A 12,899-nucleotide genomic window follows, 5' to 3' on the forward strand; every position below is an offset into this window, starting at 1 on the left:
AATTATGCTTTCATTCAACACATATCTCTACTTTATCATTACCGGAATAATATATCCAAACTATCAGTTTGTCTCCTTCCAGCATTGAAACATGTCCAAGAAAATAGTCTTTACCTTCTTTTAAACATCTACCATTCAACTTTATAGATGCATCAGAACGATTCCATTGCTTCACTTCAAAAGCAATGTTACATATCGGAGAATTGGGAGTTGCGCAAACGTTGAATACCAAAGGTTTACAGCATGCGCTTATCCGCTCTATACTGTAAGCCCGTAGATAAACATCGTATCCCAAATATTGATAGTCATCCGTCTGCAACTCTAGTTCCGCTGCATAATTCCACGACTTAGCCAATGGAAGTAATGACTTTATAGAGGCTGCCGTCATTCCAAGCATTTGCCTGGCAACGACGGTATTATCCGATCCATATTCCACAATCTGCGACTTGCCAACTGTTTCCGTCAAAGAAGAATGTGAAGGTCTATCTGGTGCAGGAGCATTTCTTCCGTCACTTTTTATCTGTGAAACCGGCCAATGGTTCCAACACGGAAAAGTAGAATAGTTTTCAACCCAACCGAACAAAAAGGGTTTCGCTGTACGCTTAGGATGAAATATCGAGAAAGGCTTAAACTCTGATTTTAAATTCACACACTGTATAGGTTCAAACATAGTCTTATCGAACTTTTCAGGCGGTCCCTGTTCCCAATTATAAGTAACCACATTCCCTTCCATATCACAAAAAGAAATCGCATCCATTTCAATATTATCTTGAGGACGAGTACCCGGATGGTTAAAGAATATCGTTTCCTGAAATTGGAAACCATTCGGACTTGCAATATATTCAGGAGAATATAGAATTTGTTTACGTACCGCTACACCATCAGGGTATATAGTCCAATACTCATCAACCCAGTTTCCCCATCCAGTTTCATCTTCCGCATAGATCTGATGATTGATATTTGTCAAGGCATAGCGCCAATGAACAATACAACGAGCCGATGTAGACTCCAAAATACGTACATGCGAATACCGACACTGCTTATCTCCCATTGCTTCATAACATTCACCGGTTGAAAAGTTTTCCACACTTTGATCTGTCATCCAAATGTTATTTTCAGTCACTACAGCAGGGATATATCCTGTACCACGCCAGAAAATATACTTGATGGAGTTATCAGGAAAACGAACTACAACATCAGGATAGTCACCTACACGCCATGTTTTTTCCCAACCGTCAGTATACCTCAATCTTGTATAGAATGCCCCAAAGGTTCCTGCGGATATGTCCGAACCGGGGAATTTTGGAAAATCCATCGTTCCAACTGCCTTCATTTTACGGTTCGAAGAATCATGTATTTCGCTTATTGACAAAGCCTTGCCTATTATTTTTAATTCTTCTATCAGCCCGTTGTACCGCATCCATGTCTTTTCCATTGTACTAGTTTTACGTTCAGTGTAAGCTGGAGACATTTTTTCTTGGGTTCTTCCTATAAGGATATCGCCCTCCAAATACGAATCTAAAATGCCATGAACAGGAAGCCTTGCCGTAGTCTTACCATTTATATATAACTCTATTCCTTCACCGTCAGTATATACCAATGCAATATGTGTCCACTTCAATAAAGGTATAGTTTCCAATGATTCGCAAGAATACCACCTGCCACCTGCTGACAAGGCTCCCACCAACTTTCCAACATGATTGATACCCAAAAGAAAACCACGTTGAAACTTGTATTGGCGATTTACAATAGCAGAAATATTATATGAATATTCTGTGGGAGCAATCCAACCTTCAATGCTAAAACTTTTCTGTATTTGAAATGGATTTTCAACCTCTTTCTCATCGGTATAACCATTAAAATAGACAGGAACTTTATCCGTGCCCCCTACCAGAACGTACTGTTGTGCAAGTATTATACCTTTAACAGATTGTATACCCAGTAAAAGCAGCAATAACAAAAGTTTCATAAGTATTCTATTTTATAGTTATCAGTATTCTACAGAACATCCCTTATTCATCGGCACAAGCTTTCACTTTAAAATATTAACTCAAAGCGAAGTAAAAGTCAAACTTTTTACAAGCCGGCATCAGAAAGAAAACCTCCATCAATCGGTACTGTAATACCAGTTACGAAACTAGCTTTCTCATCATCAATCAACCAATTCATACAACCTAACAGTTCACTAGCCTCGCCGAATTTTTTCATGGGTGTTTGACGTATAATGTTAGCACCCCGTTCCGAGTATCCACCATCAGCAGTAAGCAACAATTTACGGCTACGGTCATTCAAGAAGAAACCAGGCGCGATAGCATTCACACGAATGTGAGCAGGAGCCAAATAAGCAGCCAGCCATTGAGTAAAATTAGAAATACCTGCCTTGCTCAATGCATAAGCCGGGATACGTGACAACGGACGATAAGTATTCATCGAAGCAAAATTAATGATGACACCTCCCCCTTCTTCTATCATGTCGCGGGCAAACTCCTGACATGGAATAACCGTACCCATTATATTTACATTTATCACATCGTGAAAACGATCCATATCAAGATTAAAGAAGCCACGCTCTGTATGCTTTTCGGTCAATTCCGCCGGATCATAATGATTGATAGTAGTTACAGCATCGGGTTGGTTGCCACCTGCCCCGTTAATCAGCACACTACAACGACCATAGACACGTAACACTTCCCGGCGCAATGTTTTGACCTGTTCCAGATTCTTCACATCAGCTGTCAGACATACGCAAATACCTCCTTGGGCTTTTATTAGTTCCTCCGTTACTTTCAATTTATCCATGCTACGTCCAACAAGTACCACTTTATATCCCTGCGTTGCAAGGTCAATCGCCATAGCTGAACAAAGTGTTCCACCAGCACCTGTAACTACTGCTACTCTATTTTTTGTTTCCATAATTATTTCGCTTTTTAGTTTGATTTCTTATTAAAACACCAATTATAAACATTATTATATGAAATATTCTTCACAATTTCCCCCAGCAATACCATATCATTGGGGAGTTCTCCCTTTTCCACTTGTTCGCCAATATACCCACAAAGTATACGGCGGAAATACTCGTGACGTGAAAAAGAAAGAATACTACGTGAGTCAGTAGTCATACCAATAAAGCGACTTAACAAGCCATAACTGGACAAAGCACGAAAATGACCTTCAATTCCTTCTTTATGGTCATTGTACCACCAAGCCGGACCAAATTGCAATTTCCCCGCCACTCCATCACCTGTAAAAGAACCTGTAAGTGTAGCAAAGGCTGCATTATCTGCCGGATTGAGCGTATAAATTATAGTTTTAGGCATACTATCGACGGACTCGGCACTATCCAAAAAGTCACACAAGCTACGAATATCGCATACATTACCTATTGTAGCATATCCGCCAGCCGGACCGCATAAACGGCGCAGACGGCTAGTAGTATAACGTTCAGCACCTATATGTAATTGCATTACCCACCCACGAGCAGCATACTCCTTCGCCAACTTTAACAGAACAAAAGAGCGTAACTTCACTTGATCGGCAGTGCCAATATCACCGTTCTGCAAATAAGCAGAGAAGATATGTGAAGCCTCATTAACATCGGGCAAAAGAAAAGCAAACCCATTGTCAAGGGCATGATCAGCCAATTGACAACCTGCTTCATCGAACATATCCAGATGCAGGTGCAAAGCATACAAATAATCGTCCAATGAATTGATAGAAGTAGTCTGCCCCAATCGATCCACCCACAACTTAAAGCCTGGAGTTCCAAAAGCCAGAATGGAATCGGCACGTAAGGAAGGTAGTACTTTTAAAGCAGCTGCACGTTCAGAAGCCGTACGATGCAGTGACACATTATCCAGTAAGTCGTCAGAGGTACAAACTATTTCAACATTCCACTTGCTAAGAATACCTAAAGTGCTATATTCTTTCTGCTGTAATAAGACATTACAATGCTGATATATGTCCTCAGCCGTATCAAGTGCGAGCAGATCGTCAATATGGAAAATGCGTTTTAGTTCCAAAGCAGACCAATGATAAAGTGGATTTCCTACCACATCAGGACAAGTACGTGCCCATGCTTCGTACTTTGTCTTAGATGAAGTTTTACCTGTTATACAATCTTCCGGAATACCATTAATACGCATAGCACGGTGCTTGTAAGGATCATGCGTCACCCACAGCTCGGCTAAATTACCATAGCATTGGTTTGTTGCCAATGCTATGGGATCTAAATGATTATGGTAATCTATAATGGGAAGATTTTCTGCATACAGATGATACAGTTCACGGGCAGCATCTGTATGCAACAAGAAATCTTCTGTCAAAAATGTAGCTTTCATTGTCTAGAAATAGCCTCCATTATTAATCATTTCTACAGCTGAAAAACCGGGATGCACCCAACCACGCATTTCTCTCTCATTAGCATTGATTTCTTCAGCACGTACCAATACATCGTAAGCAATAGTACGAGGAATGACAACCACTCCGTCGACGTCACCAAAGATAACATCACCCGGCTTGATATAAACCTTACCTATACGTACAGGAATGTTATAGCCCGTAATCTTAGTACGCCCCAGCGAACCATTAGAGCTACGATAGCGATAGAAGACTGGGAAATTCTGCCCCAATACCTTGCGAGTGTCACGCAAACCACCATTTACTACAGCACAACGTGCACCGCGGGCAATAGCCGATGCAGTCATCACTTCACCCCAATGAGCAGCTTCCGTTTCTTCACCCGCATCCCACACCACGCAACTATTACAGGGCATATCGTCAAGCATCTTAGCACGGATCTCCATTTCCCCCCCCACTGTCGGATCAGGATTACTACGGACAGTGAAAGCAATACCACAAGATACCATCTCAAATTTAAGCGGTAGAATGTTTATAGGTAATGCCTGATCCATGAAGGTAGCTTCACGTAACACATCATTTACCGCTCCGGTATACAATTTCTCATAACGGTCACAAAGTTCTGCCTCAGAAATAGGGAACTCTGTTGTCTCTATCTTATCCAATTTCTCGCGAAGCTTATCAAGCTTCATTAAATTCTTATCTGCCATAAATTAAAATATTTATATATATAATTGTTTTGTGTCTGTATCATTTTATTCTTCAAGCAACCCCTTCAAATAACCGGTTGCAAAAATATGCCCTAGCATTTCATAAGCAGGATTATCTCCTCCTTCACCAGCCATAATAGGCGCATGGTCAGTACGTACTACCCCATCAAAGCCCACTTTCCGGTAAGCTTCAATACATGCCTTCATATCAGTCATTCCTTCATCGTGAAAAGTTTCCTCAAAGCAAGAGGCCGTACCACGAATATCACGGAAATGAACAAAGAAAATCTTGCCACGACTACCAAAATATTCAATGATTTGCGGTATGTTTTCCCCCATAGCAGCAAAGGTGCCTTGACAGAGAGTTATCCCATTGTAATCACTAGGAAAAAGTTGCATTGCTTTGTCCATATTTTCTGCACTGCGAAAAATTCGCGCCACACCTTGCAATGAAGGTACAGGAGGATCATCAGGATGAAGAGCTAATTGCACTTTACATTCCTCGGCCACAGGCAATATCCGATCCATGAAATATTTGTAGTTATCCCAAATCTGCTCGTCGCTCAATTCTCCGACCTCAGTAAGCAAAGGTGCTTTCTCTACCAAAGAATTATCAAAGCAAGTAACCAATGCACCTCCACGCCCTTTCTTAGAAAAGCTAGTACGATACCAACCCGACTGTGGCATGAAATTGTAGCAAAGTGTGGGAATATCCAAAGCTGCCATATTACGTAATACATTCTTAAAAACTTCTATCTCCTGATCACGTCCGGGCAAACCAAGTTTGATATGATAATGGGGAGGCGCCGGCTCAATAACCTCCAATTTCAAGCCTGCATCAGCCAGGCTCTGTTTAGCATAAAGCATCGCCTTGAAATCCCACGGTTTCATGTAATATCGTTCGGGAGGTAATGCTGCTACCGCATAATCTACTCCCAGTTGTTTAGCAACTTGCCATTTTTCACTGGGAAGTGTATGTAAATACCATGCAATCTTCATTTTTTTATTTCTTTTTAGTTTTTAGCTTATATACTATAAATATCACTACTGCTGCCAATAGGCAAAGAATGCCAGCCAAGAAACCATAACGTCCACCTGTTGTATCTATCGAAGGAATACTGATAGCACTGAACAATACTCCCGACACCAGCATAGAGAATATGAAAAGATAGAACAGAGCACGAATATATTGCGATGAAATAACGGGTTTATCTTCTTCACGAATAGGTGTTTCCACCAATCTAAAAAATGCCTTTTCTTCATCCGGCATTGTCTTTTTACTTCGTACCAACGAAGGGTAATAATAGACAAGCAAACATAAAGACGTCTCTATCAATGTAGCCATTTCCCAAGACACAGAAGGCAGCATGTTGAGAACAATACCAGTAATTATGCCTATAAAAATAGTATAAATAGCCGAAGTCTTATTGGGATAGCGTGACACAATCCCCAGTACCAAAGGAATTCCTACAGGGATAGCTAAAATACCTGTAAAAAGTTTATTAGCTTCAAAAGCTCCACCGAAATTGCGAATACCGATAGCTCCCAAAATGATAATGATACCCACGCATAAAGTTGAAATACGGGCTACAAAGAGTAACTTTCGGGGAGTTGCTTTGGAATTTATCATGCGAAAATACACATCGTTCGTAAGTACACCTGCCATCACGTTATACTCAGCATTAAGCGATGACATGGTAGCAGCGAACATGGAAGAAAACATAACGCCCATAATTCCCACTGGAAGCAACATGGAAGAAACAGTCACATATGACATTTCCGGGTCAGGGATAGCTGGTACTATAAGTGGTGAAGCAATGGCCGGTAACAAAAATATAGGAGTAAATATAAAAAACAGCAAACCGCTAACCAATCCCACTTTTCTTGCTGCCGATTCATCGCGCACACAATAGAACTTCTGAATAAATGTCCAGTTCTCATTGTATTTTATAACCGTCATAATAGCATAAACAATCAACCATAACGGAGCTCCCTTCGGCCCATTAAACCAAGTCATATTGGCAGGCAATTTATCATGCAAAACATCTATTCCCCCAATGTGACCAATGGTGAGAGGCAAGAGGATACCTGTAACCAATATCAAGATAACAAATTGCACCGTACTCATAATAGTTACCGTCCAAATACCGCCAATAATATTAAAAGCCGTCACGATAACACCAGAAATCACGATAGCCCATTCCAACGACAAAGGTGTAACTACGGTGATAAATACTCCGATGGCATAGAGCCTTACCATATTATCCAAAAAACGCATTACCAACCCCATCCATGTCACCAACTTGCGTACCGAATATCCATAACGCTGTTCCAGATACTCTACCGGTGTAGTATGACCTGTTCGCCTCCATCGTTTGCCAAAGCAAATTCCTGCTATAATGCAAGCCGGCACAGTTGTCCAAAACACTGTAATGGAAACCAATCCATATTCATAAGCTATACCGGCATAAGCCACAAACACAAAAGTGCTAAACAATCCCATGAAGTTCGTAATGGTGGCCATTAACCAAGGAATAGCGCCTCCACCCTTAAAATAAGAGCCAACATCCTTGACTAACCAGCCAAAAGAAAGCCCTATCACCCCCATAAGCAAGATATAAATGCCCACAGCGATGTAATCCAGTTGTTGAAGATGCATCAAAGTATCCATCAGTTCAAAGCATTTTTTTCAATGATTACTATCGGAGAATCATATACAGGTACACCACGCAGAATGAAATTGTTGCCTTGCTTTGAATATGCCGATACAGGAATCTCGAAAATCCAACCTGTAAGTAAATCCACCCATACCGGCTGTGTAAAGTTACACCCGGTGAGAGTCACATCCTTGTATTGAAATTCGTTGTCGTTACGCGGAGCTTCGCTCTGATTCCATATAAGGAAGCTATAGGCACCATCCGCATTCCGATAGAGATTATGAGCAAAGGTGTCTTCTCCACCTCCACAATTCATTTGATATGAAGTGATTCGATCGGAGAAATTATCAAATAGTGTAGCAAAATGCTGCACAGCCTTATAAGCAAGTTTCGTACGGAGAGCTTTTTTCTCTCCATTAGACTGAATCAAACCCTTCACATTGAGTTTAGCGACATACTTGTTCAGCCCCGTAGGATAGGCCATATCAATAATAGAGAAAACACTTGTTTCCACCCCATGTCCATGATCGCCCAATAGTCGGCGCAAGTCCCATTTAGCTTGTGAAATTTCAGTCCAGTCATAATTATCAAGTGCGCCACCCATGTGTCCTTTCGACGGAGCACCATTTTCACCTTGTCGCAGTTGAATACCAGGAGCATATTTATCAATTATTTGACGGAAGTTCATCACTGCCTTATAGGAATTCTCCGGACGATACTCGTAACCATGGTAAGAAATCCAATGGAATAGATTTAGTTTTCCCTCCTTTTTTACTAGCTTGAGGCAATCCTCCAATAACTTACCATTAAGTGTACAGAATGCGAATCCGGCAATACGTGCTTTCGGATCTACTTTTTTAATAACCTCAGCTGTACGAATATTCATGTCAACAATATCTTCGGCAGGAATATTTTCACTCAAATCCGGTTCGTTCCATATTTCCCACTCGTGTACTTTGCTCAAATAGCGTGTAGCCATAGCCTCCACCCATTTATTCCAAGCTTGTTTGGCCTCTTCAGACTTAGGCATTCCTCCACCCAAGTTTATCGTTCCTCCTCCTTGATAAATGGGATTACCATAAGAGGTTTGCAACCATACTTGTAAACCACGTGACAAGGCATCATCTATGATGTGATCCAGCCAAGCAAAGTCATATACACCTTTCTGCTTTTCGGTCTTTGCCCATCCGGCTTGCAGGCGTATTTTCTTCATCCCTAATCCCGGAAGATAAGTTTTATACTCGTCATAGTCAGTATAGTCCCTGTCTAAAACTTCACAACCTACAGTAAGGTTCTCAGCGTTGATTTCCTTTACAGTTTTCGGAATCAACTGCCCCATAGGACGATAGTCACCCTCTACTTTTAGTGAGAGATAGGAAACTTGCCCTTGCAGCTGTGATGCTGCAAGGTAAAGTATTCCAACAATAAATAAGAATCTACTTCTCATAATTTTATTACCCAAACAAATTTTACCTCAAATATATTTTTTTTACTAATCTGCAGTTTCTTTATAGCCTGGATTTTGTTTCAACTGCGGATTCAACACCAACTCTTTAATAGGAATAGGATAAAGATAATAATGATCCAAAAATCCCTTCGGCTGCTGACGGAAAACAACATACCCCTCTTTGTCAGCACTACCTTCCACGGTACCATATCCCTTTATCTCTAAGGTGTTGTTATAGTCAGCATTCTTCACCCAGCATCCGGTCAACTCCTTCTTCAGGTAGTCACCCTTTTTCCAACGACGGAGATCATCGAAAGCAAAATTTTCACCCAATAGTTCCACAGAACGCTCACGACGGATCTCCCACAATAATGCCGGAACTGTCTGGTCTCTATTGGGATCAAAGCTATCATTGATATCAGCCACCTTCATGAGAGCAACATTGGCACGTGGGCGCAGCTTATTGATAGTCAAATTAGCCACTTCTTGATCAAATTTCCCCAATTCACACATAGCTTCAGCATAGTTTAGCATAGTTTCCTCTATGCGGAAACGAGCCATGTCAGTAGTGTTTTGTGCATGCTTGGTAAGACAGTCGGCCTCATTGTAATACTTCCAAAACCAATAACCAAAACGCCCTGTAAATGGAGTACCACCTCCTTGAGAATAAGGTCTGAAACGCGGTGCGGAACCATTGAGTGTAGAAGCATTCCATGCACGACTAGGCAAACGCTTATGACCAGATTCGGATATTCTTTCCAGCAGATCAATATTTTCAGTGAACTTTTGGCAATCTTCTTCTGTCAAAACATAAGTACTAGCGCCAAAGGTAACAGTTTCACCCGGCTGATAACGTTTCCAATTCGTATCGTTATTACCATTCACCTTCACCCGGAAGGGAGGTACAATAGTATAATACAAACGGTAATCTCGGTTACGGAACTCGTCATATACTGTGGCATCCCCTTTATACTGTTCACTGTTACCAATAGGCTTACCATCACTACACAAGTATAGGTTCACCAACTCTTTTGTTCCCTCATATATATTACCAGAGGAACCAGCTTGTCGCCCACCCTGATGAGTCAGCCCTGCTTGGTCTGAATATTCAAAATACAATAATACACCAGGCATTCCGGCTAGACTTTCGGAAGTAAAGAGTAACTCATAATTGTCAGCAACGTTAGGAACTGCATCCATTAGCTTCTTTGAATAATCAGCACAAACTTGCAGGTATTTTTCTGCATCATTCAGGCCGTGATATTTGCGCCAAGTTCCTTCGAAAATAGCAAAACGGGAAATCAAGGCCTGCACCACTTTCTGATTAATAGTATTGTTACCGTCTCCGGCAGGCTTAATATTTTTCTCAGCCTCTTCCAAATCACGCAAAATATTGGCAGCCACTTCATCGCGAGTAGCACGAGGACCATAGAGTACTTCCGTATCGTTTTCACCGAGCACATGTTCTATCCAAGGCACACCGCCATACTTGGACAATAACTGGAAATAACGAAAGGAACGGAAAAAAAGCCCTACACTGCGCCAATGCGCCTTTTCAGTTTCACTCATTTCGGAACCATCAATATTATCAATCATGGTATTGACACGACGGATATACTCAAAGTTCCATTCTGAATTCTCAGTTGCCTCAGTCACATTTTGGTAAGCCCATACATTACTGTTGGAAGAATTATTGTTTACCATCAGATGTGAGTTCTTATCCTTATCCCAAACATCGGTGGCATCTCCATTGAAAATCTCATAAAGTCCCCAATTGTAAGTCTTGAAATTGTCATATGTTTTAAATGACGTAGTAGTAGTCAGTTTATCTTTAGGCTCAATATTAAATAAATCATTACAAGAGCTCAATATAATACTACAAAATAGAAATAATATTATGTATTTTTTCATACTTCTAGTGAATTGAATGGATAAAATAGATTAAAACGATACATTTATTCCGAATGTAAACTTTCTCATCATCGGATATGTCAGTCCTCCCGTCGTTACACCATCGCTAGAGCCACGAGACTTACTATCAGGGTGAATCCCATCAGGCATGTGGTTGAAGGAAAGAAGATTCTCACCGCTGACAAATACAGACATAGAGCCGATACCTGCCTTTTGCAACAAAGTCTTGGGAATGCTGTAGGAAAAAACTACACTCTTGAGATCCAGATAGGAGGCATCAAGCAAATAACGGGTTTGCACCTGATTATTGGCTCCGGAATTAGCTCCATAGCCTCCCTCATATCTGCGGGCAAAATAGGCATTCTGATGTTCCGGGCTCCAGTAATCCAGCAGGTGGGCGTAGAACGAATATTCAGTACCACCACTGGTAAAAGGAGCTGTTAAACTATTCCAAAGCCAAAGATCACGTTTACCAACGCCTTGCAACAAGAACGAAAGATTAAATCCTTTCCAAGATACATTACCATTAATGCCGAACGTATAGCGAGGAGTATTATTACCAATAATGCGGCGTGAGCCCGGATTATCAGCCGTGTTGTCCGATTTCCAAATCAGTCCATTCTCATCGGCATATTTAAAAAGCATATCACCCGGATTAGGATTACAGCCTTCAAAACGAGGAACACCGTCTTTTAAGGTACCGCCGGACAATTTGCCATCACCAGTAGTTTTTAGAGTACCTTCCACAAAATCATCCACCGTATAAAGTCGGTCACTCACGTAACCCCAGATTTCACCCAGTTCCATCCCTTCATAATAAGTATTTTTCAAATAAGTCATACTTAAACTCTTGGTAGGATTATTAAATTTTGTAATCTTTGATTTCGCATCACTAAGATTAAAACCGATGGCATAAGAAACCTCACCTATCTTGTCACGCCAATTCAATTGAAGCTCCCAACCGTCAGTTCGCATGTCAGCTGCATTCTGCAAAGGTGAAGCAGCTCCCAAAGTTGTCGGATAATCCGGTCCGGGACCTAGCATATCCAACGTCTCGCGACGGAAAACATCAAAGCTACCAGTCAAGCGATCATTAAAGAATCCCCAATCAAAACCAACATTAGTAGTACGAACTTCTTCCCAAGAAAAATTGGCACGAACCAAGGATGGAGTATTCAAAGTCAGAGGTTTATCGCCGTCAACACCCCAGTTGGCTTTTTCTGAAGTCATAGTCGGCAGATATTGGTATTCCGAAATGTTTTGATTACCGATACTACCCCAAGACGCTCTGAATTTCAGGTTAGAAAGGAAACTCACATTCCTTAAAAAAGCCTCCTGATTAATACGCCAACCTGCGGAGAAGGAAGGGAAAAAACCAAAACGATGTCCTTCCGGAAATTTGGATGATCCGTCATAACGTCCTGAAGCCTCCAATAAATAACGATCTTTAAAAGAATAATTTACACGATAGAAAGTACCGAAAATAGCATTTTCCGTATATGCATCACTAACAGAAGGAACATTAGTAGCCAAACCTAAAGCCGGTAATTCATCGTTTATCATATTACCACGTGAAGCAGCCAGGTTTTCGTTGTAATATTTTTCCATATTTATACCTCCCGTCACCGTAAACTCATGGTCATTGATTTTCTTGTTATAAGTTGCAAACAAGTTCAAAGCATCATAATCCGTACTGGATTTTTGGAAGCGGTAAGTAGAATAGGGTTCATTGGGTGGCAGGATTGTATTATCGCGCCCGTCAGCAAAATCGTCTATCCGATTATTAAATTCTTTTTGGCTATAAAACGTTTTGTTGAT

General features: G+C 41.1%; 9 protein-coding genes. All 9 read right to left on the reverse strand.

The features are described from left to right. Positions 1–10: 10 nt before the first annotated feature. Positions 11–1,969 (reverse strand): LamG domain-containing protein, encoded by a 1,959-nt coding sequence (locus Q1W14_RS05515; protein ID WP_300699789.1) that lies wholly within the window; start codon positions 1,967–1,969, stop codon positions 11–13. 107 nt (positions 1,970–2,076) lie between these two features. Then, complete coding sequence (locus Q1W14_RS05520) at positions 2,077–2,913, reverse strand: SDR family NAD(P)-dependent oxidoreductase (RefSeq protein WP_300699790.1); 837 nt, start codon at positions 2,911–2,913, stop codon at positions 2,077–2,079. A gap of 14 nt (positions 2,914–2,927) precedes the next feature. Next, entirely contained in the window at positions 2,928–4,337 is a 1,410-nt protein-coding gene (gene uxaC, locus Q1W14_RS05525; RefSeq protein WP_300699791.1) for a glucuronate isomerase, read from the reverse strand. Positions 4,338–4,340: 3 nt separating this feature from the next. Continuing rightward, positions 4,341–5,066 (reverse strand): RraA family protein, encoded by a 726-nt coding sequence (locus tag Q1W14_RS05530; RefSeq protein WP_300699792.1) that lies wholly within the window; start codon positions 5,064–5,066, stop codon positions 4,341–4,343. A gap of 45 nt (positions 5,067–5,111) precedes the next feature. Continuing rightward, complete coding sequence (locus Q1W14_RS05535) at positions 5,112–6,065, reverse strand: mannonate dehydratase (RefSeq protein WP_300699793.1); 954 nt, start codon at positions 6,063–6,065, stop codon at positions 5,112–5,114. 4 nt (positions 6,066–6,069) lie between these two features. Next, positions 6,070–7,737, reverse strand: a complete 1,668-nt coding sequence (locus tag Q1W14_RS05540) for a sodium transporter (RefSeq protein ID WP_300699794.1) — start codon at positions 7,735–7,737, stop codon at positions 6,070–6,072. Further along, the gene (locus Q1W14_RS05545; protein WP_300699795.1) at positions 7,737–9,170 is read right to left on the reverse strand and encodes a beta-galactosidase; all 1,434 of its coding nucleotides are present in this window, start codon (positions 9,168–9,170) and stop codon (positions 7,737–7,739) included. The genes Q1W14_RS05540 and Q1W14_RS05545 overlap by 1 nt, the downstream gene beginning before the upstream one ends. 45 nt (positions 9,171–9,215) lie before the next feature. Beyond that, complete coding sequence (locus Q1W14_RS05550; RefSeq protein WP_300699796.1) at positions 9,216–11,081, reverse strand: RagB/SusD family nutrient uptake outer membrane protein; 1,866 nt, start codon at positions 11,079–11,081, stop codon at positions 9,216–9,218. Between the two features lie 30 nt (positions 11,082–11,111). Further along, the coding region (locus Q1W14_RS05555) for a SusC/RagA family TonB-linked outer membrane protein (protein ID WP_300699797.1) at positions 11,112–12,899 on the reverse strand (1,788 nt) is incomplete at its 5' end.

The organism is Bacteroides sp. (assembly GCF_030151085.1).
Lineage (GTDB): Bacteria > Bacteroidota > Bacteroidia > Bacteroidales > Bacteroidaceae > Bacteroides.

What these genes read in the sequence shown, in the direction of transcription:
- Q1W14_RS05515 (WP_300699789.1), bottom strand. Translation starts at nt 1,969, where the DNA reads ATGAAACTTTTGTTATTGCTGCTTTTACTGGGTATACAATCTGTTAAA.
- Q1W14_RS05520 (WP_300699790.1), bottom strand. Translation starts at nt 2,913, where the DNA reads ATGGAAACAAAAAATAGAGTAGCAGTAGTTACAGGTGCTGGTGGAACA.
- uxaC (WP_300699791.1), bottom strand. Translation starts at nt 4,337, where the DNA reads ATGAAAGCTACATTTTTGACAGAAGATTTCTTGTTGCATACAGATGCT.
- Q1W14_RS05530 (WP_300699792.1), bottom strand. Translation starts at nt 5,066, where the DNA reads ATGGCAGATAAGAATTTAATGAAGCTTGATAAGCTTCGCGAGAAATTG.
- Q1W14_RS05535 (WP_300699793.1), bottom strand. Translation starts at nt 6,065, where the DNA reads ATGAAGATTGCATGGTATTTACATACACTTCCCAGTGAAAAATGGCAA.
- Q1W14_RS05540 (WP_300699794.1), bottom strand. Translation starts at nt 7,737, where the DNA reads ATGGATACTTTGATGCATCTTCAACAACTGGATTACATCGCTGTGGGC.
- Q1W14_RS05545 (WP_300699795.1), bottom strand. Translation starts at nt 9,170, where the DNA reads ATGAGAAGTAGATTCTTATTTATTGTTGGAATACTTTACCTTGCAGCA.
- Q1W14_RS05550 (WP_300699796.1), bottom strand. Translation starts at nt 11,081, where the DNA reads ATGAAAAAATACATAATATTATTTCTATTTTGTAGTATTATATTGAGC.